The organism is uncultured Pseudokineococcus sp., assembly GCF_947495735.1.
GTDB lineage: Bacteria > Actinomycetota > Actinomycetes > Actinomycetales > Quadrisphaeraceae > Pseudokineococcus.
Map to the genome: position 1 here is coordinate 91,151 of NZ_CANMAA010000004.1, position 24,839 is coordinate 115,989.

General features: G+C 77.1%; 19 protein-coding genes. 4 read left to right on the top strand and 15 right to left on the bottom strand.

Going from position 1 to position 24,839, the window contains the following annotated elements; translation table 11 throughout:
• Window positions 1-129 precede the first annotated feature (129 nt).
• From pyk to trpC, 7 genes are all read right to left on the bottom strand, one after another.
• Window positions 130-1,620, bottom strand: a complete 1,491-nt coding sequence (gene pyk, locus Q0848_RS07780) for a pyruvate kinase (RefSeq protein WP_299036525.1) — start codon at window positions 1,618-1,620, stop codon at window positions 130-132.
• Between the two features lie 121 nt (window positions 1,621-1,741).
• A complete protein-coding gene (locus tag Q0848_RS07785; RefSeq protein WP_299036526.1) occupies window positions 1,742-3,235 on the bottom strand; it encodes a glutamate synthase subunit beta in 1,494 nt (497 codons plus the stop codon).
• Window positions 3,228-7,871, bottom strand: a complete 4,644-nt coding sequence (gltB, locus tag Q0848_RS07790; protein ID WP_299036527.1) for a glutamate synthase large subunit — start codon at window positions 7,869-7,871, stop codon at window positions 3,228-3,230. Before gltB ends, Q0848_RS07785 begins: the two co-directional genes overlap by 8 nt.
• 226 nt (window positions 7,872-8,097) lie before the next feature.
• Window positions 8,098-9,153 carry a prolipoprotein diacylglyceryl transferase gene (gene lgt / locus Q0848_RS07795; protein ID WP_299036528.1) on the bottom strand — a complete coding sequence of 352 codons (1,056 nt, stop codon included), beginning with the start codon at window positions 9,151-9,153 and terminating at the stop codon, window positions 8,098-8,100.
• Window positions 9,150-9,908 carry a tryptophan synthase subunit alpha gene (gene trpA, locus Q0848_RS07800; protein ID WP_366146486.1) on the bottom strand — a complete coding sequence of 253 codons (759 nt, stop codon included), beginning with the start codon at window positions 9,906-9,908 and terminating at the stop codon, window positions 9,150-9,152. The genes lgt and trpA overlap by 4 nt, the downstream gene beginning before the upstream one ends.
• 59 nt (window positions 9,909-9,967) lie before the next feature.
• The gene (trpB, locus tag Q0848_RS07805) at window positions 9,968-11,386 is read right to left on the bottom strand and encodes a tryptophan synthase subunit beta (protein ID WP_299036530.1); all 1,419 of its coding nucleotides are present in this window, start codon (window positions 11,384-11,386) and stop codon (window positions 9,968-9,970) included.
• A complete protein-coding gene (gene trpC, locus Q0848_RS07810; protein ID WP_299036531.1) occupies window positions 11,383-12,213 on the bottom strand; it encodes an indole-3-glycerol phosphate synthase TrpC in 831 nt (276 codons plus the stop codon). Before trpC ends, trpB begins: the two co-directional genes overlap by 4 nt.
• Before the next feature lie 282 nt (window positions 12,214-12,495).
• Between trpC and Q0848_RS07815 the strand changes: the two genes are divergently transcribed.
• Window positions 12,496-13,113, top strand: coding sequence for a DUF4190 domain-containing protein (locus Q0848_RS07815; RefSeq protein WP_299036532.1), 618 nt, complete (start codon window positions 12,496-12,498; stop codon window positions 13,111-13,113).
• A gap of 167 nt (window positions 13,114-13,280) precedes the next feature.
• On the opposite strand, the gene Q0848_RS07820 is transcribed toward Q0848_RS07815, so the two are convergent.
• From Q0848_RS07820 to Q0848_RS07850, 7 genes are all read right to left on the bottom strand, one after another.
• Window positions 13,281-13,571, bottom strand: a complete 291-nt coding sequence (locus Q0848_RS07820; protein ID WP_299036533.1) for a DUF2752 domain-containing protein — start codon at window positions 13,569-13,571, stop codon at window positions 13,281-13,283.
• Window positions 13,572-13,741: 170 nt separating this feature from the next.
• Window positions 13,742-14,113: an HGxxPAAW family protein gene (locus tag Q0848_RS07825; protein WP_299036534.1), complete on the bottom strand. Its 372-nt coding sequence runs from the start codon at window positions 14,111-14,113 to the stop codon at window positions 13,742-13,744.
• A gap of 217 nt (window positions 14,114-14,330) precedes the next feature.
• The gene (locus Q0848_RS07830) at window positions 14,331-15,095 is read right to left on the bottom strand and encodes a Trp biosynthesis-associated membrane protein (RefSeq protein ID WP_299036535.1); all 765 of its coding nucleotides are present in this window, start codon (window positions 15,093-15,095) and stop codon (window positions 14,331-14,333) included.
• Window positions 15,092-16,657: an anthranilate synthase component I gene (locus tag Q0848_RS07835; protein WP_299036536.1), complete on the bottom strand. Its 1,566-nt coding sequence runs from the start codon at window positions 16,655-16,657 to the stop codon at window positions 15,092-15,094. Before Q0848_RS07835 ends, Q0848_RS07830 begins: the two co-directional genes overlap by 4 nt.
• The gene (gene hisI / locus Q0848_RS07840) at window positions 16,654-17,061 is read right to left on the bottom strand and encodes a phosphoribosyl-AMP cyclohydrolase (RefSeq protein ID WP_299036537.1); all 408 of its coding nucleotides are present in this window, start codon (window positions 17,059-17,061) and stop codon (window positions 16,654-16,656) included. Before hisI ends, Q0848_RS07835 begins: the two co-directional genes overlap by 4 nt.
• Window positions 17,062-17,139: 78 nt before the next feature.
• Window positions 17,140-19,002, bottom strand: a complete 1,863-nt coding sequence (locus Q0848_RS07845; protein WP_299036538.1) for an ABC transporter ATP-binding protein — start codon at window positions 19,000-19,002, stop codon at window positions 17,140-17,142.
• The gene (locus Q0848_RS07850) at window positions 18,999-21,176 is read right to left on the bottom strand and encodes an ABC transporter ATP-binding protein (RefSeq protein WP_299036539.1); all 2,178 of its coding nucleotides are present in this window, start codon (window positions 21,174-21,176) and stop codon (window positions 18,999-19,001) included. The genes Q0848_RS07845 and Q0848_RS07850 overlap by 4 nt, the downstream gene beginning before the upstream one ends.
• Before the next feature lie 302 nt (window positions 21,177-21,478).
• Between Q0848_RS07850 and Q0848_RS07855 the strand changes: the two genes are divergently transcribed.
• Window positions 21,479-22,117 (top strand): TIGR03085 family metal-binding protein, encoded by a 639-nt coding sequence (locus tag Q0848_RS07855; RefSeq protein WP_299036540.1) that lies wholly within the window; start codon window positions 21,479-21,481, stop codon window positions 22,115-22,117.
• Between the two features lie 93 nt (window positions 22,118-22,210).
• On the opposite strand, the gene hisF is transcribed toward Q0848_RS07855, so the two are convergent.
• Window positions 22,211-23,065: an imidazole glycerol phosphate synthase subunit HisF gene (gene hisF / locus Q0848_RS07860; protein WP_299036541.1), complete on the bottom strand. Its 855-nt coding sequence runs from the start codon at window positions 23,063-23,065 to the stop codon at window positions 22,211-22,213.
• Between the two features lie 60 nt (window positions 23,066-23,125).
• Here hisF and Q0848_RS07865 point away from each other — a divergent pair, with 60 nt between their 5' ends.
• Together Q0848_RS07865 and Q0848_RS07870 are read left to right on the top strand one after the other, a co-directional pair.
• A complete protein-coding gene (locus Q0848_RS07865) occupies window positions 23,126-23,608 on the top strand; it encodes a hypothetical protein (protein WP_299036542.1) in 483 nt (160 codons plus the stop codon).
• An 87-nt stretch (window positions 23,609-23,695) separates the two neighbouring features.
• Window positions 23,696-24,829 carry an aromatic acid exporter family protein gene (locus Q0848_RS07870; RefSeq protein ID WP_299036543.1) on the top strand — a complete coding sequence of 378 codons (1,134 nt, stop codon included), beginning with the start codon at window positions 23,696-23,698 and terminating at the stop codon, window positions 24,827-24,829.
• Window positions 24,830-24,839: the final 10 nt, after the last annotated feature.

The window sequence follows — 24,839 nt, forward strand, 5'->3', positions numbered from 1 at the left end:
CGCACCCGGCCGGTCCGGCTCACCTGTCCAGCGCTCGCCGGTGCGTCGACCCTCCACGCAGGCGTCCCACCCGGTCACGTCGGTGACCGGGTGGGACGGAGTGTCGGAGAGCGCCTGCCGGCGCCGGTCTCAGCCGGCGTTCGGGGCGCCGAGCTGGCGGGCGGTCGAGTCGCGGCGGGTCTCGCGGTAGGCCTGGGTGACGCCGTGGACGGCGTCGCCCATGCGGTGGGCCCGCAGGGCGTTCGTGGAGCCCGGGATGCCCGGGGGCGCCCCGGCGACGACCACGACGAGCTCGCCCTCGGTGGCCACGCCGCTGTCGAGGAGCACCTCGTCCATGGCGAGGACCATCTCGTCGGTGTGGGTGACGTAGGGCATGAGGAAGGTCTTCACGCCCCAGGTCAGCGCGAGCTGGGCGCGCACGGCGGGCTCGGGCGTGAAGACGATGAGCGGGATCTCCGAGCGCAGGCGCGACATCCGCCGCGCCGAGTCGCCGGTGGTGGTGAAGACGACGAGGTGCTTCGCGCCCAGGTTGACCCCGACGTCCAGCGCGGCGCGGGTGATGGCGCCGCCCCGGGTGTGCGGGTTCGTGCCGAGGGGGCTGATCCGGTCGAGGCCGTGCTCCTCGGTGCTCTCGATGATGCGCGCCATCGTCCGGACGGCGTCGAACGGGTACTGCCCGACGCTGGTCTCGCCGGACAGCATGATCGCGTCGGCGCCGTCGAGCACCGCGTTGGCGCAGTCGGACGCCTCGGCGCGCGTCGGCCGCGGCGCCGAGATCATCGACTCGAGGACCTGCGTGGCCACGATGACCGGCTTGGCCGCGCGGCGGCAGAGGTCGACGGCGCGCTTCTGGACGAGCGGCACCTGCTCCAGCGGCAGCTCCACGCCGAGGTCACCGCGCGCCACCATGACGCCGTCGAAGGCGTCCACGACCGCCTCGAGGTTGTCGACGGCCTGCGGCTTCTCGACCTTGGCGATGACGGGGAGACGGATGCCCTCCTCGTCCATGATCCGGTGGACGTCCACGACGTCCGAGGCGTCGCGGACGAACGAGAGCGCGATGAGGTCGGCGCCCACGCGCAGGCCCCAGCGCAGGTCGTCGATGTCCTTCTCCGACATGGCGGGCACGCCCACGGCCACGCCCGGCAGGTTGAGCCCCTTGTTGTCCGAGACGACCCCGGGCACCTCCACCTGCGTGGTGACGCGGGGACCCTCCACGGCGGTGACGAGCAGCGTGACCTTGCCGTCGTCGACCAGGACCCGGTCACCGGGCGCGACGTCACCGGGCAGGCCCTTGTGGGTGGTGGAGACCTCGCGGGCGTCCCCGGGGACGTCCTCGGTGGTGATGGTGAACACGTCACCGACGGCGAGGGCCTGGGGGCCGGAGGCGAAGCGGCCCAGGCGGATCTTCGGGCCCTGGAGGTCCACGAGGACGGCGACGGCGCGCCCCGCCTCCTCGGCGGCCCGGCGGACGTCGTGGTACCGCTCCTCGTGCTCGGCGTGCGAGCCGTGGCTGAGGTTGAAGCGGGCGACGTCCATGCCCGCGTCGACCAGCTCCCGCAGCTGCTCGGGGGAGGAGACGGCGGGGCCGAGTGTGCAGACGATCTTCGCGCGACGCATGTGACGCACCTTACAGAGCCGAGCAGGCCACCACGGCGCCCCGACGCCCGTGCCCGGGCGACCAGCGGGTGACCGGGCGGTGACGGCGCCGGACCCGTGCAGGGCGGGTCCGGCGCCGCGCTCAGACCACGAGGGGGCGGTCCGCGGGCCGCACGGGCGCGTGCAGCGTGCTGGGGCTCCCCGTGAGGTGGGTGTCCACGGCCGCGGCCGCGGCGCGCCCCTCGGCGATGGCCCAGACGATGAGCGACTGGCCCCGCCCGGCGTCCCCGGCGACGAAGACGCCCGGGACGGAGGTGGCGTAGGAGCCGTCGCGGGCGATGTTGCCCCGCTCGTCCAGCTCCAGCCCGAGCTCGTCGAGCAGCGGCCCCTTCTCCGGCCCGGTGTACCCGGTGGCGATGAGCACGAGCTGGGCGTCGACGACCTCCTCGGTGCCCTCGACCGGGCGGACCTCGCGGCCGACACGCTCGGCCCGGACCAGCTCCAGCCCGCTGAGCCGCCCGTCCCCGTCGGCGACGAAGCGGGTCGTGGAGGCGGTGAAGCGCCGGTCCCCGCCCTCCTCGTGGGCGCTCGTCACCTCGAACAGGCGCGGGTCGACCGGCCACGGCTCACCGGCCGAGCGCTCCGCCGCCGGCTGCGGGCCGTGGGCGAGCTGGGTGACCGAGCGGGCGCCCTGGCGCAGCGCCGTCCCCAGGCAGTCCGCTCCGGTGTCGCCGCCGCCGATGATGACGACGTCGCGGTCCCTCGCGTCGAGGTGCGGGGGCACGTCGCGGCCCTCGGGCCCCTCCCCCGCGCCGCGCGCGGCGCGGTTGGCGGGCACCAGGTACTCCATCGCGGGCATCACCCCGGGCAGGTCGCGCCCGGGCACCGGCAGGTCGCGCGGCTCGGTCGCGCCGACGGCCACGAGGACCGCGTCGTAGCGCGCGACGAGCGCGGCGCCGGAGACGGCGCCGGGGGCGCTGCCGCCCACCGGCGTGCCGGGCCGGAAGCGCGTGCCCTCGGCCGCCATCTGCGCCAGGCGGGCGTCGAGCAGGTCCTTCTCCATCTTGAACTCGGGGATGCCGTAGCGCAGCAGCCCCCCGATGGCGTCGTCGCGCTCGTAGACCGCCACCGTGTGCCCGGCGCGCGTCAGCTGCTGGGCGGCGGCGAGGCCGGCGGGACCGGAGCCGACGACCGCCACCGTCCGGCCCGTGAGGCGGTCGGGCGGCTGCGGGACGACCCACCCCTCGGCGAAGGCGCGGTCGGCGATGGACACCTCGACCTGCTTGATCGTCACGGGCGGCTGGTTGATGCCCAGCACGCACGCGCTCTCGCACGGCGCCGGGCACAGCCGCCCCGTCACCTCGGGGAAGTTGTTCGTCGCGTGCAGCCGCTCGACCGCCTCGGCCCAGTCGCCGCGCCACGTGAGGTCGTTCCACTCGGGGATGAGGTTCCCGAGCGGGCAGCCCTGGTGGCAGAAGGGGATGCCGCAGTCCATGCAGCGCCCGGCCTGCCGCAGCAGGGCGCCCTCCTCCTGCCTCTCGTACACCTCGCGCCAGTCCATGATGCGGACGTCGACGGGACGGCGCCGCGGCAGCTCACGCTCGCGCTGGGTGAGGAAGCCCTTGGGGTCAGCCACGGCTGGTCGCCTCCACGATCCTGCTCCAGACGGCGTCGCCGTCGAGGTCCAGCCCCTCCTCCTGCGCCTGCGCCCGGACGGCGAGCACCCGGGAGAACTCCCGCGGGAGGAGCTTGGTGATGCGGTCGAGGCCGGCGTCGCCCGCCCCGAGCAGCTCGGCCGCCACCTCTGAGCCCGTCTCGTCCCGGTGGCGGACCAGCAGGTCCCCCACCAGCACGCGGTCGGCCTCGTCGAGCGGGTGCAGCCCCAGCTCGCCGCTGCGCACGGCGGCCTGGTTCACCTCGGCCCGGTCCAGGTCGAGGACGTAGGCCGTCCCGCCCGACATGCCGGCCCCGACGTTGCGCCCCGTGGCGCCGAGCACCAGGACGGTGCCGCCCGTCATGTACTCGCAGGCGTGGTCGCCCACGCCCTCGACGACGGCGGTGGCCCCGGAGTTGCGCACGCAGAAGCGCTCCCCGACGGTGCCCCGCAGGAACAGCTCCCCGGAGGTCGCCCCGTAGCCGATCGTGTTGCCGGCGATGACGTTCTCCGCGGCGGCGAAGGGCGCGGCCTCGTCCGGGCGGACGACCACGCGCCCCCCGGACAGGCCCTTGCCCACGTAGTCGTTGGCGTCGCCGACCAGGCGCAGGGTGACCCCGCCCGGCAGGAAGGCGCCGAAGGACTGGCCGGCGCTGCCCGTGAGCGTGACGTCCACCGTGCCGTCGGGGAGCCCGTGCTCCCCGTGCCGCCGGGTGACCTCGTGGCCGAGCATGGTGCCGACGGTGCGGTTGACGTTGCGGACGGCGCTGGACACCTGCACCGGGGTGCGGTGCTCGAGGGCGTCGCGGCACATGGCGATCAGCTGGTGGTCCAGCGCCTTCTCCAGCCCGTGGTCCTGCTGGGCCGTGCGCCGGCGGGAGGCGCCCTCGGGCAGCTCCACCTGGTGGAGCACGGGGGTCAGGTCGAGGCCCGACGCCTTCCAGTGGTCGACGGCGCGGCGCACGTCGAGCACGTCGCTGCGGCCGACCGCCTCGTCCAGCGACCGGAAGCCCAGGGCCGCCAGGTGCTCGCGGACCTCCTGCGCGAGGAACTCGAAGAAGCTCACGACGAAGTCCGCCTGGCCGCCGTAGCGGGCCCGCAGCTCGGGGTTCTGGGTCGCGATGCCCACCGGGCAGGTGTCCAGGTGGCAGGCCCGCATCATGATGCAGCCGGACACGACGAGCGGCGCCGTCGAGAAGCCGTACTCCTCGGCGCCGAGCAGCGCCGCCACGACGACGTCGCGGCCGGTCTTGAGCTGGCCGTCCACCTGCACCGTGATGCGGTCGCGCAGGCCGTTGAGCAGCAGCGTCTGCTGCGCCTCGGCCAGGCCGACCTCCCACGGACCGCCGGCGTGCTTGAGCGAGGTGAGCGGGCTCGCGCCCGTGCCGCCGTCGTGCCCCGAGATCAGGACGACGTCGGCGTGCGCCTTGCTCACGCCCGCCGCGACCGTCCCGACGCCGATCTCGCTGACGAGCTTGACGTGCACGCGCGCCGACGGGTTGGCGTTCTTGAGGTCGTGGATGAGCTGGGCGATGTCCTCGATCGAGTAGATGTCGTGGTGCGGCGGCGGGGAGATGAGCCCGACGCCCGGCGTCGAGAACCGCGTCCGCGCGATCCAGGGGTAGACCTTGTGCCCCGGCAGCTGGCCGCCCTCGCCGGGCTTGGCGCCCTGCGCGATCTTGATCTGCAGGTCGTCGGCGTGCGTGAGGTACATGCTCGTGACGCCGAAGCGGCCCGAGGCCACCTGCTTGACCGAGCTGCGGCGCTCGGGGTCCAGCAGCCGCTCGACGTCCTCGCCGCCCTCGCCGGTGTTGCTGCGCCCGCCGAGGCGGTTCATGGCGACCGCCAGCGTGGAGTGCGCCTCCTCGGAGATCGAGCCGTAGCTCATCGCGCCGGTCGAGAAGCGCTTGACGATCTCGGAGACCGGCTCGACCTCCTCGACCGGCACCGGCGGGCGGAGGTCCTCGCGGAAGGAGAACAGCCCGCGCAGCGTCATGAGCCGCTCCGCGGAGTCGTCCACGCGCCGGGTGTACTGCTTGAAGACGTCGTAGCGGCCGGCGCGGGTGGCGTGCTGCAGCCGGAAGACGGTCTCGGGGTCGAACAGGTGGTGCTCGCCCTCGCGGCGCCACTGGTACTCCCCGCCCACGTCGAGCCGGCGGTGGGCCGGCTGGACGCCGCTGGCGGGGTAGGCCGTGCGGTGGCGCGCGGCGACCTCCTCGGCGAGGACGTCGATGCCGATGCCGCCGAGCTGCGTCGTCGTGCCCGTGAAGTAGCGGTCGACGAGGTCCTGGGCGAGCCCGATGGCCTCGAAGGTCTGCGCGCCCCGGTAGGAGGCGACCGTGGAGATGCCCATCTTGGACATCACCTTGAGCACGCCCTTGCCGAGCGCGTAGATGAGCCGGCGCACGGCGTCCTCGGGCTCGACGCCCGTGAGGCGCCCGGAGCGGACCTGGTCCTCCACCGACTCCATCGCCAGGTAGGGGTTCACCGCGGCGGCGCCGTACCCCACGAGCAGCGCGACGTGGTGCACCTCGCGCACGTCCCCCGCCTCGACGACCAGGCCGACCTGCGTCCGCGTCTTCTCCCGCAGCAGGTGGTGGTGGACGGCGCCCGTGAGCAGCAGCGACGGGATCGGCGCGAGGACGGCGTCGGAGTCGCGGTCGGAGAGCACGACGAAGCGCGCCCCGTCGGCGATGGCCGCGCTGACCTCGGCGCAGATCTCGTCGATGCGCTCCGCCAGGGCCTCCCCGCCGCCGTCGACCCGGTAGAGGCCCGAGACGCGCACGGCCCGGAAGCCCGGCAGGTTCCCGTCGGCGTTGACGTGGACGATCTTGGCGAGCTCGTCGTTGTCGATGACCGGGAACGGGATGACGAGCTGGCGGCAGTGGGCCGGGCCGGCGTCGAGCATGTTCTGCTCCGGGCCCACGCCGGTGACCAGGGACGTCACCAGCTCCTCGCGGATCGCGTCCAGCGGGGGGTTGGTGACCTGCGCGAACATCTGGGTGAAGTAGTCGAAGACCATGCGCGGGCGGGTGGAGAGCACCGCGATGGGCGTGTCGGTGCCCATCGAGCCGATGGGCTCGGCGCCCGCCCGGGCCATGGGCGCCACGAGCAGGCGCAGCTCCTCCTCGGTGTACCCGAAGGTCTGCTGGCGCCGGGTCACCGACGAGTGCGTGTGGGCGACGTGCTCGCGCTCGGGCAGCCCGTCGAGGGTGACCAGGCCGGCGTGCAGCCACTCGTCGTACGGCTGCGCCGCCGCGAGCTCGGCCTTGACCTCCTCGTCGTCCACGACGCGGCCGGCCGCGGTGTCGACGAGGAACATCCGCCCGGGCTGCAGCCGCCCCTTGCGCACGACCGTCGCCGGGTCCAGGTCCAGGACGCCGGTCTCGCTGGCGAGCACGACGAGGCCGTCGGAGGTGATCGTGTAGCGCGAGGGGCGCAGGCCGTTGCGGTCCAGGACCGCCCCGATGAGCGTGCCGTCGGTGAACACCACGTCGGCCGGGCCGTCCCAGGCCTCGGTGAAGGTGGAGTGGAACTCGTAGAAGGCCCGGCGGGCCGGGTCCATCGCCTCGTGGTTCTCCCAGGCCTCCGGGATCATCATGAGCATCGCGTGCGGCAGCGAGCGCCCGCCGAGGTGGAGCAGCTCGAGCACCTCGTCGAAGGACGCGGAGTCGCTGGCCCCCGGCGTGCAGATCGGGAAGAGCCGCTCGAGGTCCCCCGGGATGACGCTGGAGGACAGCATGCTCTCGCGCGCCCGCATCCAGTTCCGGTTGCCCTGCACCGTGTTGATCTCGCCGTTGTGGGCGATGAGCCGGAACGGGTGCGCGAGGGGCCACGACGGGAAGGTGTTGGTCGAGAACCTGGAGTGCACGACGGCGAGCTCGGTCGTGTAGCGCCGGTCCGACAGGTCGGGGAAGAAGGGCTCCAGCTGGCCGGTGGTCAGCATGCCCTTGTACGTGATCGTGCGGCACGACAGCGAGGCCACGTAGACCCCGACCTCGCGCTCGGTGCGCTTGCGCAGGCAGAAGGCGCGCCGCTCCAGGGCCATGCCCGTGATGCGGGCCGAGCGGCCCGCCACGAACAGGTGGCGGAAGCGCGGCATCGTCGCGCGGGCCGTGGCGCCGACGAGGTCCGCCGCCACGGGGACGTCGCGCCACCCGAGGACGGCGAGGTCCTCCTCCTGCGCGAGGGCCTCGACCCGGCGGACGGCCTCGGCCGCCTCCTCGTCGTCGACCGGGAGGAAGACGAGGCCGACGGCGTAGGCGCCCCTCGGCGGGAGCTCGACACCCATCTCCTCGGCCGCCAGCGCCCGGAAGAGCTCGTCCGGGACCTGGGTGAGGATGCCGGCGCCGTCCCCGGTGTCCACCTCGGCGCCCACGGCGCCGCGGTGGTCGAGGTTGCGCAGCGCGGTCAGCGCGGCGTCGACGATGTCGTGACCGGGCTCGCCGCGGAGCGTGGCCACGAAGGCGACGCCGCAGGCGTCGTGCTCGTGGCGGCCGTCGTAGAGGCCCTGGGGTGCGGGGCCGGCCGACGGGAGGCCGCGCGGGGCCCGGGCGGGCTGCTGGGCCCGGGCCTGCTCGCCGCTCCGGCCGTGCTGGGGGCTCGGGGAGGTCGTCATGCGTCGCACCATCCTCACGGGGACCGCCGGGGCGGTCGACGTGCCCCACCGGTGGGTGGGACGGGGGGACGGAAAGGGGACGTCGTCGGCCCCGGGTCGGAAGAAGGTACACCGCGGGACGCGGCGTCCTGGCGGTGGATCCACCCCGCGAGACCGCCCCGCAGGGGCGGACCGGAGCCGTGACCGGGGTGTGACCCCGACGTGACCGGAGCGCGACCGCCGGGCCTCAGGCCCGGGGGTCCTCGCCGTCGCCGGCGGGGACGCCGGCGTCCTGCGGCCGGCCGTCGCCGGGCCGCTCGGACGCTGCCCGCGCCTCGGCGCGCCGGCCCTCCTCGGCCGCCTCCCGCGGCTCGGCGCCGGCGTCCAGCGCCTCGACCTCGGCGGCGCTGCCGGCCTCGGCCGCCGGCGGCTCGCGCAGGGCGGTGGCCTCGCGGCCCGGGTGGCGCATCGCGCTGACGAGGAGGCCGATCACGGCCACCAGGCCCACCACCACGGACGTCCAGACGTTCAGACGCAGGCCGGCGATGATCTCGGCCTGGTCGATCCGCAGCGTCTCGATGAAGCCCCGGCCGATGACGTAGAGCAGCACGTAGGTCAGGAACACCCGGCCGTGCCCGAGCTTCAGCACGCGCTCCAGCAGGAGCAGCAGGAGCAGCGCCACCAGGCACCAGAGCGCCTCGTAGAGGAACGTCGGGTGGAAGGTCTCGAACTCGGCGTAGCCGGCCGGGCGGTTCGCCGGGTCGATCTCCAGGCCCCAGGGCAGGGTCGTCGGACGACCGAACAGCTCCTGGTTGAAGTAGTTCCCCACGCGGCCCACCGCCTGCGCCAGCAGGAGGCCGGGAGCCATGGCGTCGGCCACGACGCCGACGCGCAGGCCGAGCTGCCGGATCGGGACGAGCGCCCCCAGGAAGCCCGCGGGGATGGCGCCCCAGATGCCCAGGCCGCCCTCCCAGACGTAGAGCGCCCGGACGAGGTCGCCCCCCTCGCCGAAGTAGGCGTCCGGGGAGGACAGGACGTGGTAGACCCGCGCGCCGACGATGCCGAACAGCACGGCCCAGATGGCGATGTCCACCACGGCGCCGGGCGGTCCCCCGCGGGCCCGCAGCCGCCGCTCGCTGAGGGCGACGCCGAGGACGATGCCCAGGATGATCGCCAGCGCGTACGCGCGGATCGGCACCGGGCCGAGGTGCCAGACGCCCTGCGCGGGGCTGGGGATGGACGTCAGGACCGCGGCGGGCACCGACGCCAGGGCGCCGGGGACGGCCGCCAGCGCGCCCGTCACCGGTGCACCCCGGCGGCGAGCTCGGCGGCCAGGGAGCCGACGGCCGGGACGCCGCCGTCGCCCAGGGCGCGCACGAGGGCCGAGCCCACGATCACGCCGTCGGCGAAGGAGGCCACCTCGGCGGCCTGCTCGGCGCTCGAGACGCCGAGGCCGACGCAGACGCGCTCCGCCCCGGCGGCGCGGGTCGCCTCCACCAGCCCGGCGGCGGCGCTGCCCACGGCGGCGCGCACGCCCGTGACGCCCATCGTGGACGCGGCGTAGACGAAGCCCCGGCACGAGGCGGCCGTGCTGGCGAGGCGGTCCGGCGTCGAGGACGGGGCCACCAGGAAGACGCGGTCCAGGTCGTGGGCCTCCGAGGCGGCGAGCCAGTCGGCGCCCTCGTCGGGGATGAGGTCGGGCGTGATGAGGCCCGCTCCCCCGGCGGCCGCGAGGTCGCGCGCCCACGCGTCCACCCCGTAGCGGACGACCGGGTTCCAGTACGTCATCACGAGCACGGCGGCGCCGGTCTCGGCGACCTGCTCGACGGCGGTCAGGACGTCGCGGACCCGCAGGCCGCCCTCCAGCGCGGCCTGCGCCGCGGCCTGGATGACGGGGCCGTCCATGACGGGGTCGGAGTAGGGCAGGCCGAGCTCGACGACGTCGACGCCCTCGGCCACCATCGCGCGCGCCGCCTCGACCGAGGTGGCGAGGTCGGGGAAGCCGACGGGCAGGTAGCCGACGAGCGCGGCGCCGCCGCGCGCGCGGGCGGCGTCGATCGCGGCGCCCGTCCGGCTGGTGCCCGTGCCGGTGGCGCCCGGCGCCGTCGCGGCGGCGCTCACCGGTCGCCCCGGTCGTCGCCCCGGTCGGCGCGCGAGCCCGGGCCCTCGGGGGGCACGCCCTCGTCCTGGGGGGCCCCGCCCGCGACGACGTCCGGCCCGTCGTGGACGCCCTCGTCGGCGACGTCCGTGCGCAGGTCCTCGGACGCGACCAGGTCCTCCTCGCTCACGAGGTCGAACCAGCGCGCCGCGGTGTCCACGTCCTTGTCGCCGCGGCCCGAGAGGTTGACGAGCACGACGCCCTCCGGCCCGAGCCGGCGTCCCTCCTGCAGCGCCCCCGCGAGCGCGTGGGCGGTCTCGATGGCCGGGATGATGCCCTCCGTGCGGCACAGCAGGCGCAGGGCCTGCATCGCCTCGTCGTCCGTCACGGGCCGGTACTGAGCCCGGCCGGTGGCGGCGAGCCACGCGTGCTCGGGGCCGACGCCCGGGTAGTCCAGGCCGGCGCTGATCGAGTGGGACTCGATGGTCTGGCCGTCCTCGTCCTGCAGCAGCATCGAGCGGGTGCCGTGCAGCACGCCGGGGGCCCCGCCGGTGATCGAGGAGGCGTGGCGGCCGGTGGCCACGCCGTCGCCGCCGGCCTCCAGGCCGAGCAGCGCCACGTCGGGGTCGTCGAGGAAGGCGTGGAAGATGCCCATCGCGTTGGACCCGCCCCCGACGCAGGCCACGACGACGTCGGGCAGGCGCCCCACCACGTCGAGGACCTGGCCCCGCGCCTCCTCGCCGATGACGCGGTGCAGCTCGCGCACCATGGTCGGGAAGGGGTGCGGGCCCGCGACCGTGCCGAGCAGGTAGTGGGTGTCGTCCACGTTGGCCACCCAGTCGCGCATGGCCTCGTTGAGCGCGTCCTTGAGCGTGCGCGACCCGGTGCTGACCGGCACGACCTCGGCGCCGAGCAGGCGCATCCGGGCGACGTTGAGCGCCTGGCGCTCGGTGTCCCGCTCCCCCATGTACACGACGCACTCGAGGTCCATGAGCGCCGCGGCGGTGGCGGTGGCGACGCCGTGCTGGCCGGCGCCGGTCTCGGCGATGACGCGCCTCTTGCCCATGCGCTTGGTGAGCAGCGCCTGCCCGAGCACGTTGTTGATCTTGTGCGAGCCCGTGTGGTTGAGGTCCTCGCGCTTGAGCAGCACGCGCGCGCCGCCGGCGTGCGCGCCGAAGCGCGGCGCGTCGGTGAGGATGCTCGGCCGGCCGGTGTAGCTGCGGTGCAGCTCGTCCAGCTCGGCCCGGAACGACGGGTCGGCCCACGCCTGCGTGAAGGCGGCGTCGAGCTCGTCCAGCGCCGCGACGAGCGCCTCGGGGACGAAGCGGCCGCCGAAGTCCCCGAAGTAGGGACCGGCGGCGCTGCGCAGGTCCGCGCCCTCCGGGAGCCCGGTGGGCGAGGGGGCGAGGGGCTCGCGGGGAGGGGTGTCGGTGCTCATGCGCGTCCTGCTCGGGTCGAGGGGTGGTTGCCGGCGGCGACGAGGTCCGCCACGGCCGAGCGCGGGTGGCCTCCGGTGACGAGGGCCTCGCCGACCAGCACGGCGTCGGCGCCGGCGCGGGCGTAGTCGAAGACGTCGTGCGAGCCGCGCACGCCCGACTCGGCGACGACGACCACGCCGTCCGGGACGGCGGGCCGCACGGTCGCGAAGGTGGAGCGGTCGACGGCCAGGGTCCGCAGGTCGCGCGCGTTGACCCCGACGACACGGGCCCCGGCGTCGACCGCGCGGGCCACCTCGTCGACGTCGTGGACCTCCACGAGCGCCGTCATGCCGAGGGAGTGGACGCGCTCGACGAGGGAGACCAGCGCCGGCTGCTCGAGGGCCGCGACGATGAGGAGCACGACGTCGGCCCCGTGGGCCCGCGCCTCCCACACCTGGTAGGCGGTCGTGATGAAGTCCTTGCGCAGGACGGGGATCTCCACGGCCGCGCGCACGGCGTCGAGGTCGTCCAGGCTGCCGCCGAAGCGGCGGCGCTCGGTGAGCACGCTGATGACGGCAGCGCCGCCCGCCTCGTAGTCGCGCGCCAGCCCGGCCGGGTCGCCGATGGCCGCCAGCGCGCCCTTGCTCGGGCTGGAGCGCTTGACCTCCGCGACGACCTTCACGGCCCCGCGGTCGTCGTCGCCGTCGACCCGGCGCAGCCGCTCCACGGCGTCGAGGGCGCCGGGACGGCGCGACGCGAGCTCCTTGAGCTCGTCGAGACCGGTGGCCGCCTGGCGCTCGGCGAGGTCTTCGTGGACGCCGGCGAGGATGTCGTCGAGCACGCTCACGTGAGGGGCTCCTCTGCTGGACCGCGGTCGAGGGGGCGAGCGGCGGCACCGCACCCGCGCCGTCGGCGGGCCGCCGGCGCGGGGTGGACGCCCGGGCGCGCGCCCGGTCCACCGCTGCGCAGGACTCTAGTGCGTGACCGCCGTCGCTCCCCGCGCCCCCGGGCGCGCCGCACGGCAGCGGCGCCGGCGCGCCGATACCGTCGGCGGCACCGCCGCGGCGACGCGCCGCCCGATCCGACCGTCGACGACGGGCTCCTCGCGAGCCCAGCCAGGAGGCCATCCGTGAGCACCCCGAACGACCCCGACCAGCCCCGCTACGGGCAGGATCCGACGGGCGGCGAGCCGCCGCGCTACGGCGACGCCCAGCCCGGCTACGGCGACGCCCAGCAGCAGCCCGGCTACGGCCAGCAGCAGCCCGGCTACGGCCAGGACAGCGGCTACGGCCAGACCCCGTCGGGGTACGGGGCCGCCGGCGCCGGCGCCGAGGCGGGTCGCTACGGCGGCGACGCCGGGACCCCGGGCTCCTACGACGGCGGGCGCCCCGAGCCGCGCAACGGGCTCGGCGTGGCCGCGCTGGTCGTCGGCATCGTGGCGCTCGTCTCCGTGTGCGTCGCCCTGCTCCCCTTCTTCGGCGTCCTCACGGCCGTCATCGCCGTCGTCGGGATCGTCCTCGGCATCATCGGGCGCAAGCGCGCCACGCGCGGCGAGGCCACCAACAAGGGCGTCGCCACGACCGGCCTCGTGCTGTCGGTCGTCGCCCTGCTCATCGGCATCGGCAGCGTCATCGCCTGGGGCGCCGGGATCAACGCGCTGGGGCCGGTGATGCAGGAGTGCGAGCAGCTCGACGGCCCCGCGTACCAGCAGTGCGTCGAGGAGCAGGCGCAGGAGATGTTCGGCTGACCGGACGCCGCGCAGACGACAGCCCCCCGGACCCCTGGTCCGGGGGGCTGTCGTCTGCGGGGGATCGCGCGCCGGGACCGGTGCTCCGGCGGCCGCGTGCTCCGGGGAGGTCGGGCGGCGGATGCCGCGCACCCCCGGCTGACCTCCCGCACCGGGGAGAGCGCGGATCAGGGGCCGAGGACAGCCGAGGCCCCGGGGAGCCAGCGCACGACGGTGAAGGCGGCCAGCACCACGGCCAGGGCCAGGGCGCCGCGGTCGGTGACGGCGTCGACCAGGCGCAGCGGGCGCCGGCGCAGCGCGGCGACCAGCCAGACGCCCCAGACGGCGACCGCTGCGCCCACCAGGACGACGGCGAGGGCGTTGCTGCCCAGCGCCGCCAGCGGCTGACCGGCGAGGACGTCGGAGACGGCGCGGAGCCCGCCGCAGAAGGGGCACGGCAGACCGGTGAGGGCGAGCACGGGGCACGCCCCCCAGCTGCCGGGGACGTGCGGGTCGCGCAGGGCGACCGCGCCCAGCGCGGCCGCGCCGGCGACCCCGAGCAGCAGCGGCGGCCAGCGCCGCGGGACCCGCGCGGGGGACGAGCCGGAGCGCTCCTCGGGTCGACGCGTCGCAGGAGCCCCGGGCGAGGTCAGCGGGGGCCGTGCGCGGTGTCAGTGCGCCCCTCGGCGGAGCGCCCCGCACCGGCCTGGCTGTCGTGGGTGTCGTCGCCCGGGCGGTCCGAGGACTGCTTCGGCGTCCCGGCCCCGTGTCCCTTCATCGCCAGGACCTTGCCGACGACGGGTCCCGTGAAGGCGACGAGGAAGCCGGCCGCGAGCATCCACCAGATGGTGAAGACGACGGCGAGGGAGGCGATCAGCGCGCCCAGGATGCAGATGCCCACGCCCGCCCAGGCCGCGAGGCTGTGCCCGTGGTCCTCGGCGTGGGGCGGCAGCTGGGGCTGGTGCTGGTGCGCCGGCTGCTGACCCCGGTCCTGCTCCCGGCTCTGGGTGCGCTCGGCCATGGGGTCCTCCTCGCCGCGCCCCGGGCGGGCCCGGTGCGGCTGCTCTGGTGCGGGTGGTCTCGTCGAGCTGGGCTGGTGCGGTCGGTGGCGGTCCAGGCCTCCGGGCCGGCCGCCGACCTGCGGCCCATCATGCCAGCAGCCCCGGGCCGGGGCGCCCGCGCCGGGCCGGTCGAGGGGCTCTCGCCTCCCGCGGACGGCTCCCGGGGGCGCCGCGGGGTCAGCGCCGCTCGGGACGGTCCTCGCGGGCGCTCGGGGGCGGGCGCACCGGCGTCGCGGTCTCCCCGGTGGGGTCCTCGCCGCGGGTGAGGGAGTCCCACGCGTCGAAGGACTCGCCCCGGCGCCGGGCGCGCTCGGCCGCGGGGTCCCCGGCCGGCGGGAGGTCCTCCCCCGGCCCCGGGGCCGCCGGGGCCTCGTAGCGCCGTCCGGAGGGCCAGCGGCGGGAGGCCGCGGCCCCCGCCGCGGCGAGGACCGCGAGCAGGACGCCGAGGAGGGCCGCCACCCAGGGCCAGGCCGTCGTCGTCGCCGTCGCGCTGCCGGGCTCCACCGAGCCGGCCGTCACGCCCAGGGCCTCGCCGACCTCGGCGGCGGTCGCCGACAGCGGGTCGACCAGGACGCCGACCGCGCCGGCGACGACGCCGGCGCCCGCCAGGGCCACGAGCCCGAGGGCGACGGCCGACCCGGCGCGGCGCGTGGTGGTCGCCGCGCCGGCGCCCGCCAGGGCGACCAGCCCGAGCGCCGGCACGAGGGGGGCGGCCGCCCCCCCGGTGGCCTCCACGACGCCCGCCCCGGCGAGGGCGCCCTCCACGACGGCGCGCGTCCACACCACCGCGCCCGTGACGACGACGAGCGCGCCGAGGACCAGCAGGCCGAGGACGGTCCGCCCGCGCGGCAGCCGCTGGGGCCGGCCCGCGCGCTCGCCGTCCCGGCGCTCGTCGTCCCGGCGCTCGCCGTCCCGGGACCGGTCGCCCGCCGTCGGGCTCATCGGGCGGCGTCGACCCGGCCGGCGGCCGGCGGCCGCAGCGTGCGGGCGGCCGCGACGGCGCGCAGCACCGCGGCGGCCTTCGCGCGGCACTCGGCGTCCTCGCTCTCGGGCACCGAGTCCGCGACGACGCCGGCGCCGGCCTGGACGTGCGCGACGCCCCCGGACAGGACGGCCGTGCGGATGGCGATGGCCATGTCCAGGTCCCCTGCGAAGTCGAGGTAGCCGACGACGCCGCCGTACACCCCGCGCCGCACCGGCTCGAGGGCGTCGATGAGCTCCATCGCCCGGGGCTTGGGCGCCCCCGAGAGCGTCCCGGCGGGGAAGGCCGCCCGCAGCACCTCCATCGCGACCGTCCCCGGCCGCGCGTCGCCGACCACCGTCGACACCAGGTGCATGACGTGGCTGTAGCGCTCCACGGCCATGAACTCCACGACGTCGACCGTCCCGGGGGCGCACACCCGCGCGAGGTCGTTGCGCGCCAGGTCCACGAGCATGAGGTGCTCCGAGCGCTCCTTGGCGTCGTCGAGGAGGTCCTCGGCCAGGCGCACGTCGTCCTCGGGCTTCGCCCCCCGCGGCCTCGTGCCGGCGATCGGGTGCGCCAGGACCCGCCCGGACTCGACCTTCACCAGCGCCTCCGGGCTCGAGCCGACGACGTCGACGCGGCTGCCGTCCGGGCGCTGCCCGCGGAAGAGGTACATGTACGGGCTCGGGTTGGACGCGCGCAGGCACCGGTAGACGTCCAGGGCGTCCGCCGGGCAGTCCAGCTCGAACCGCTGGGAGAGCACGACCTGGAACACCTCGCCGTCGACGATGGCCTCCTTGCCGCGCCGCACGGCGTCCAGGTAGTCCTCGCGGGCGGTGCGCTCGCGCGGCGCCGGGGGCTCCTCCTCGAAGCCGTCGTGGACGGCGACCGTGGAGGGCGCCGGGGCGGCGAGCTCGCCGACCATCCGGTCCAGGCGGCCGACGGCGTCGGCCCACGCCTCGTCGACGCGCTCGTCGGTGCCGTCGTGGTTGACGGCGTTGGCGACGAGCAGCAGCGTCCCGTCGCTGTGGTCCAGCACGGCGACGTCGGTGGCCAGCGCCATCATCACCGCGGGCGCGCCGAGCTCGTCGGGCGAGCGCACCGGCAGGCGCTCCCACGCCCGGACGACGTCGTAGCCGAGGACGCCGACCATCCCCCCGGTCAGCGGGGGCAGGCCCGGCAGGCGCGGCGTGTGCAGCGCCTCCATCACCGCGGCGAGCACCTCGGTCGGCTCCCCCGACGTCGGCACGCCCGCCGGCGGCTCCCCGACCCACTGCGACGCGCCGTCGCCGCCGAGCAGCATCGCGCCCGAGCGCGCGCCCACGATCGACCAGCGCGACCAGCGCCCGCCCTCGGCCGACTCCAGGAGGAAGGAGCCCGGCGCGTCCCCGGAGAGCTTGCGGTACAGGCCCACCGGGGTCTCGCCGTCGGCGAGCACGCGGCGCACGACGGGGACGACCCGGCGGTCGCGCGCCAGCTCGCGGAAGACCTCCAGCGACGGCCAGGTGCCGCCGAGGCGGCCGTCGGGCCCGGCGCTCACTCCGGCCCCCCCGCCGAGCCGGCCGACCCGGCCAGCGCGTCCACGGCGCCCAGGTCCCGGCCGTCGAAGCAGGTGCGCGTGCCCGTGTGGCAGGCGACGCCCACCTGGTCGACCCGCACGAGCAGCGCGTCGCCGTCGCAGTCCAGGCTCACCGAGCGCACGTGCTGGACGTGCCCCGAGGTGTCGCCCTTGCGCCACAGCTCACCGCGGCTGCGGCTCCAGTAGGTGGCGCGCCCGGTGGTCAGCGTCTGCGCCAGCGCTGCGTCGTCCATCCACGCGAGCATCAGCACCTCGCCGGTGTCGTGCTGCTGGACCACCGCGGCGACCAGCCCGTCGGTCGTGCGGCGCAGGCGGGCGGCCACGGCCGGGTCCAGCGAGGAGGCGGGGGGCGTCGTCGAGCTCACGCCGCGATCCTCCCACTGCGCCGGGGCTCCCCCGCGGCGCCGCGACTCCCCCGCGGCGCCCCCGGCCGCCCGCCCGCCTCAGCCGACGGGATCCAGCTGGGCGGCCCAGGCGCGGTGCAGCTCGGCGTAGTGGCCGCCGGCGCCGACGAGGTCGGCGTGGCGGCCGGTCTCGGTGACCCGCCCGCCCGAGACCACGACGACGAGGTCGGCGCGCTCGGCCGTCGACATGCGGTGGGCGATGGTCACCGACGTCCGCCCGGCCATCAGGCGCTCCAGGGCCGCGCCGATCGCGACGTCCAGGGCGGGGTCGACGGCGGAGGTGGCCTCGTCGAGCACCAGGACGTCGGGGTCGGCCAGGCGCGCCCGGGCCAGCGCCACGAGCTGGCGCTCCCCCGCCGACAGCGTCTCCCCGCGCTGGCCCACCCGCGTGCCCAGCCCGTCGGGCAGCCCCGCGGCCCAGGCGCCGAGCCCGAGCTCCTCCAGGGCGCGGCGCACGTCCTGCTCGGTGCTGCCCTCGCGGCCCAGCGCCACGTTCTCCGCGATCGTCCCCTCGAAGAGGAACCCCTCCTGGGGCACCATCGCGACGCGCCGGCGCAGGCTCGCCGCGCGCACCTCCCGCAGGTCGGCGCCGCCGACCAGCACCCGCCCGGTGTCCGGGTCCTGCAGCCGGGTCAGCAGCTTGGCGAGCGTCGTCTTGCCCGACCCCGTGCGCCCGACCACGGCGACGCGCGTGCCCGCGGGCACGTCCAGGTCGACGTCGGAGAGGGCCGGGGGGCCGCCCGGGTAGGCGTACCCCACCCCGTCCACGCGCACGTCGAGCGGGCCGTCGGGAAGGTCGGTCCCCGCCGCGCCCGGGTCGGCGAGGTCCACCGGGGTGTCCAGGAGGGCGAGCACGCGCCGCCAGCCGGCGACGGCGTTCTGCAGCTCGTTGAGCACCTCGGTCAGGCTCTGGACCGGGCCGGTGAACAGCTGCACGAGCAGCAGCACGGTCGTCAGCTCGCCCAGCGTCAGGTCGCCGCCCAGGCCCAGGAGCGCGCCGACGACGACGACCGCCGCCACGACCAGGCCCGAGGCGAGCACCCCGGTGGAGAAGCTCGTGGCGACGAGGGTCTGCGCCCGGACCTGCGCCCGCCGCTGGTCCTCCACGGCGGCGTCGACCCGCTCGCGGGTGCGCTGCTCGGCGCCGTAGGCGCGGATGGTGTCGGCGCCGACGACGGTCTCGGAGATGCCGCCCAGCACCCGCCCGACGCGGGCGCGGACCTCGCTGAAGGCCGCGGACAGCCGCGGCTGCATCCAGCGGCCGAAGAGCACCACCGGGACGAAGCAGGCGAGCACCAGCAGCATGAGCGGCCAGGAGATGACGCCGAGGAGCACGGTGACGACGAGCAGCTGGCCCACCGACAGCACGAGCAGCAGACCGCCGAACTGCAGGAACGTCGAGATGGTGTCGACGTCGCTGGTCACGCGGGCGACGAGGGAGCCGCGCTGGTCGGACCCCTGGGTGAGGGCCGAGAGGTCGTGCACGCGGCGGAACGCCGTGGTCCGCAGCTCCGCCAGGCCCGCCTCGGTGGCGGTGAACAGGCGGCGGTTCACCAGGTAGGAGACGACCGCCGTCGCGAGCACCACGGCCGCCCCGACGAGCGCGAGGCGCCAGACCAGTCCGGGGTCGGGGCCGTCCGGCCCGTCGATGCCGACGTCGATGGTGCGCCCCGCCGCCAGGGGGACGACGACCCGACCGGCCGTCGCGAGCATCCCGAGCGCGAGCGTGCCCAGCAGGCCCTGGCGCATGAGCGGGGACAGGGCGAGCCCGCGGCGGACCGTCGCCACGACGCCGTCCCCGGCCTCCCGGGAGATGCGGGTGCCGCCCGCGGGCGGGGTGCCCCCGCTCTGCGGGGTCGGCTCGGCCTGCGGGGTCGCCGGCGGAGGCGTGCGGCGGCTCACCGGGCGCTCCCCGAGGCCGCCGGGCGCTGGTCGGCGGCGGGCGCACCGCCGTCGCCCTCGCCGCCGCCAGGTGGCCGGGCGGAGGCCAGGGCGGCCTCCTCGTAGGCGGTCACGAGGTGCCGGTAGCCGGGCTGGCGCTCCAGCAGCTCGGCGTGCGTGCCCTCGTCGACCACGCGGCCGCCGTCCATCCACGCGACCCGGTCGGCCAGGGCGATCGTGGCGCGGCGGTAGGCGACGAGCAGCACGGTGGGCTTCGGGGCGCCCGGCGCGGGCGGGCGGCGCAGCGCGGAGAGGATCTGCGCCTCGACGGCCGGGTCGACCGCCGACGTCGCGTCGTCCAGCACCAGCAGCCGCGGGCTGCGCAGCAGCGCCCGCGCCAGGGCGATCCGCTGGCGCTGGCCCCCGGACAGGGAGGCGCCGCGCTCGCCCACGCGCGTGTCGAGCCCGTCGGGCAGGACGTCGACGAACTCCGCCGCGTGCGAGGTCTCCAGCGCGGCGCGCAGCCGCGCCTCGTCGACGTCCGCCCCGAGGGTGATGTTGCCGCGGACGGTGTCGTCGAAGATGAAGGTGCCCTGGGGCACGAGGGAGACCTCCGCGGGCAGGCTGCCCTCGGCGAGCTCGCGCACGTCCACCCCGCCGAGGCGCACGACGCCGGCGTCCGGGTCGACCAGGCGCACGGCCAGCGCCGCCAGCGTGGACTTGCCCGAGCCGGTCGGGCCGACCAGGGCCGTGGTCGAGCCCGCGGGCACGTCGAGGTCCACGTCCACGAGCGCGGGCACCCGGACCTCCTCGACGGTCGGCGCGTCCGGGTCCGTCGTCTCGTCGAGGTCCTCGTCGACGCTGCGCACGTGCGCCAGGCGGACGCCGCGCATGCTCAGCGACAGCCCGCCCTCGGGCAGCGGCTGCGAGCCCCACCGGGTGCGCCCGGTGGCCTCCAGCACGGACCGCACCCGCCCGAAGCCGACGGCGGAGCGCGGCAGCTCGGCGAGCACCCAGCCGAAGGCCCGCACGGGGGCCGCGAGGATGGTGAGCAGGTAGACGACCTGGACGATGTCGCCGACCTGCACGTCGCCCGAGGCCGCACGGGCGGCGCCGACGGCGAGGACGGCGAGGCTGGCGAGGCTCGGCAGCGCCTCGACGACGGGGTCGAAGGCGCCGCGGGTGCGGCCGACGTCGACGTTGGCCTCGCGCAGCCGGTCGGCCGCGCCGCCGAAGCGCTCGGTCTCCGCGCCCTCGCGGCCGAGGGTCTTGACGACGACGGCGCCGTCGAAGCTCTCGTGGGCCATGGCGGCCACCTCGCCGCGCAGCGCCTGGGCCCGCACGACCCGGGGCGACATGGCCTTCTGGTAGGCGATGTTCGCCGCCGCCATGGCCGGGATCGTCAGCAGGCCGACGGCCGCGAGCACGGGGTCGGCGGCCACCATGGCGACCGAGGCGACCAGCGCCATGACGACGACGCCGAGGGCCATCGGCAGGGGCTGGAAGATCTGGAAGCTCGCCTCGACGTCGGAGCTCGCGTTCGACAGCAGCTGGCCGGCCGGGTGGCGGTGGTGCCAGGCGATGGGCAGCCGCAGGTACTGGTGCGCCAGCCGCCGGCGGTACCGCGCCTGGAGGTTGGCGAACACCCGCCCCGCGATCATCCGGCGCAGGGCGACGGCGACCGCGGTGACCACGGCGACGCCCGCGAGGGCGAGGCCCGCCCCCGCGATGTCGGCGCCGCCCACGCCCGGGTCCCCTGCGAAGAGTGGCACCAGGACGCCGTCCGTCGTGCGCCCCAGCAGCCACCCCGCCGCAGCCGTGCCGGCGCCGTAGACCGCCGAGACGAGCACGGCCAGGCCGAGGACCAGCGGCTCGTCCCGGGCCCCGCGCACCACCACGCGCAGTCCCCGTCGGGTGGCGCTCTCACCGCGCCGCCGTCCGCGCCCCGCTCCGGGCGCACGCCGCGCCCCGCCCTCGTGCTCGCCGTCGTGCCGCTCGCCGCCCTCGCCCGGGCGCGCGCGAGCACCGGCCGCGTCGTGCGGCGGCGCGACGACGACGGCCTCGGAGCGGGGGCGGGGCGCCGTCTCGGCGGCCCGAGGGGTCCGGTCGTCGGCGAGGGCGTCGGGAGGCGCGTCGGTCCGGGAGCGGGCCGTGCGCGGGGGCGTGGGGCGGGTCGGGGTGGAACGGCGGTGCACGGGCGTCCTCTCGCGGCATGCCCACCGGTGTGGACGGACCTCACACTGCCACGAGCCCCCGACACCCACGAGCGCGCCGACACCCACGAGCGCGCCGACACCCACGAGCGCGCCGATGCCCACGAGCCACCGGGACCCCCGAGCGCCGGACCCCCGTCCGCCCGCGCGCCCGGTCGCGGGGCGGGAGGGGGCGGTCGCGGGGCGGGAGGGGGCGGTCGCGGGGCGGGAGGGCGGCGCGCCCTCTGGTGGGGCGGTCGGGCCGGCGCGCGGCCGGGCGCGGGCGCCGGGGGCACGATGGGCCCATGACCCCCTCCGCGTCCGAGCGCGCCGCCCTGGCCTCCGAGCTGCTCCGGCGCGGGCCGGACGCCCCCACCCTCTGCGAGGGCTGGCGCGCCCGGGACCTCGCCGCCCACCTGGTCGTGCGCGAGCGCCGGCCCGACGCCGCGCTGGGCGTGGTGCTCGCCCCGATGGCCGCGCACGGGGAGCGGGTGCGCGCCGCCGTCGCCGCCCGGCCCTTCGCCGAGCTCGTCGCCGCGGTCGCCGACGGCCCCCCGCGGCTGTCGCCCTTCTCGCTGCCGGGCGTGGACGGCGCCGTCAACACCGGCGAGCACTTCGTCCACCTCGAGGACCTGCGCCGCGCGGGCGAGCACCCGCAGGAGCCGCGCGAGCTCGCCGAGGACGTGCGGCGGGCGCTGTGGTCGGGCCTGCGCGGCCGGGCGACGCTGCTCTACCGCAAGGCCCCCGTCGGGGTCGTCCTCGAGACGCCCGAGGGCCGCGCCGTCGTGCGCCGGGCGCCCGGAGGCGCCGGGGAGGTCGTCATCCGCGGCGACGTCGGCGAGGTGCTGCTGCACAGCTTCGGCCGGGAGGCGGTCGCGCGCGTGGAGCTCGACGGCGCACCCGAGCACGTCCGCGCGCTCGCGGGCGTCAGCCGCGCCGTCTGAGAGACCCCGGTGGACGGCGCGGGCGCGGACGACTCCGGCGTGGAGGGCTCGCGGGCGGTGGGCTCGGGAGACGTGGCCTCGGGGGCGGGGCGCTCAGGGGCGGGGCGCGGACCCGAGGTCCTCGGCGCCGCGGGCGCCCTCCCCCGCGTGGACGGCGGCGCCCGCCCGGCGGACGGGGTGGCCGGCCTCGGCGAGCGCGTCCTTGACCTGGCCGACCCGCAGCACGCCGAAGTGGAAGACCGAGGCGGCGAGGACCGCGTCGGCGCCGGCGTCGACGGCCGGGGCGAAGTCCTCGAGCCGCCCGGCGCCGCCGCTGGCGATGACGGGGACGCCCACGACGCCGCGCACGGCGCGGAGCATGTCGAGGTCGAAGCCGCCGGTGGTGCCGTCGGCGTCGACGGAGTTGAGCAGGATCTCCCCCGCGCCGAGCCGGGCGGCCTGCTCGGCCCAGGCGACGGCGTCGACACCGGTGCCGCGGCGCCCGCCGTGGGTGGTGACCTCGAAGCCCGACGGCGTGCGCTCGCCCTCGGGGGTCCCGGGCGGGCAGCGCCGGGCGTCCACGGACAGCACGAGGACCTGGGCGCCGAACCGGTCGGCGATCTCGGCGACCAGCTGCGGGCGGGCGACCGCGGCGGTGTTGACGCCTACCTTGTCGGCGCCGGCGCGCAGCAGCCGGTCGACGTCCCGGACGGCGCGGACCCCTCCCCCGACCGTCAGGGGGACGAAGACCTGCTCGGCGGTGCGCGCGACGACGTCGTAGGTGGTGGCCCGCTCGTCCGTGCTCGCCGTGACGTCGAGGAAGACGAGCTCGTCCGCGCCGTCGTCGCCGTACTGGCGCGCGAGCTCGACCGGGTCGCCCGCGTCCCGCAGGCCGGCGAAGCGGACGCCCTTGACGACGCGCCCGGCGTCGACGTCGAGGCAGGGGACGACGCGGACGGCGAGGCTCACGCGGCCCAGCCTAGGGACACCGCGACGAGGGCCGCGACGACGAGGGGCGGGCCGCGGCTCGTGGTCGTCGAGGGGCGCAGCGGGGCCGGCAAGACGACGCTCGCCGCCGCGCTGGGTCGAGACCTCGGGGCCCCGGTCCTGCGGATGGACGACCTCTACCCCGGGTGGGACGGCCTGGCCGCCGCGTCCGCGCGCCTGGCCCGCGACGTGCTGCCGGGGTGGCGCCGCGGGCGCCCGGTGCGGGCCCGGCGCTGGGACTGGGCGCTCGGGCGCTGGTCCGTCGACGTCGCCGACGACGTCGTGGTGCCCGCGTGCCCGCTGCTGGTCGTCGAGGGCGTCGGGGCCGGCGTCCTCGACGCGGCGGCGGCCCCGGACGTCCTCGTCTGGGTGGAGGCGCCCGACGACGTCCGCCGCCGGCGCGCCCTGGTCCGCGACGGCGACGCCTACGCCCCGCACTGGGACCGCTGGGCGGCCCAGGAGGCGGAGCACCTCGCCGCCTGCGACCCGCGCTCGCGCGCCGACGTCGTCGTCCGCACCGCGTAGGTCGCCTCCGCGGCCGCGAGCACCCGGTCGTGCTCGCCGGCGAGCACCTCCGGCTGCGGACGGGGCCGGTGCTGGGACCATCGGGGCGTGCCGAGCAGCCCTGCGAGCGAGCGCCTGGACCTCCAGCGCGTCTGGCCCCTGCGCGCCGCCGTCCGCGGCCGGCGCTCGGCCCGCGAGCGCGTCGCCCGGCTGCGGCGCCGCGGGCCCAACATCGTCCAGTGCGCGCTCGCGGCGGCGGCCGCCTGGGCCATCGCGCACGTGCTCCTCGGCCACGAGGCGCCCTTCTTCGCCCCCGTGGCGGCGGTCATCGTGCTCGGGCAGTCCTACGAGGGGCGGCTGCGCCGCACCGGCGAGGTGGTCGTCGGCGTCGCCCTGGGCATCGCCGTGGGCGACCTGCTCGTCTCCTGGCTCGGCAGCGGCGTCTGGCAGCTCGCCGTCGTCGTGGGCCTGTCCATGGCGCTCGCGGTCCTCCTGGACGCCGGCCAGCTGCTCGTCACGCAGGCGGGCGTGCAGGCCAGCATCGTGACGTCCCTGGCCGCGCCGGCCGCGGTGGGCCTGGACCGCTGGGTCGACGCCCTGGTCGGCGGCGCGGTGGCCCTGGTGGTGGCGGCGCTCCTGCCCACCGCGCCCCTGATGCGGCCGCGCCGGCTCGCCGCCGCGGCCGCCGGCGAGCTGGCCGTGCTGCTCGGCGAGGCGGCCCGCGCCGCCAAGGAGGCCGACGGCGACCGGGCCCAGGCCGCCCTCGACCGCGCCCGCGCGGGGCAGCGGGCCTTCGAGGACCTGCGCCCGGCCGCCGAGGAGGCGCTGGAGGGGCTGCGGCTGTCCCCGTTCCGCCACCGCCACCGGCCCGGGCTGGAGACCGTCCGCGACCTCGCCGTCCCCCTCGACCGCGCGATGCGCAACGTCCGCGTGCTGCTGCGCCGGGTCACCGTGGCCGAGCAGCGCGGCGAGCCGCTGCCCGCCGAGCTGTGGTCGCTGCTCGAGGAGCTGGCCACGAGCGCGCGCCTGATGTCCGAGGCCGTGGACGCCGGCCGACGCGACGACGAGCTGCAGGACGACCTCGTGGACCTCGGGCGCCGCGCCGGCGTCCTCGGCACCCAGCGCCTCGGCCTGTCGGGCGCCGTCTGCGTCGGGCAGCTGCGCAGCACCGTGGTCGACCTGCTCCAGGTGGGCGGCTGGACCACGGAGCAGGCCTCGGACGCCGTGCCGCCGGTCGACTGACGCCGTCCGT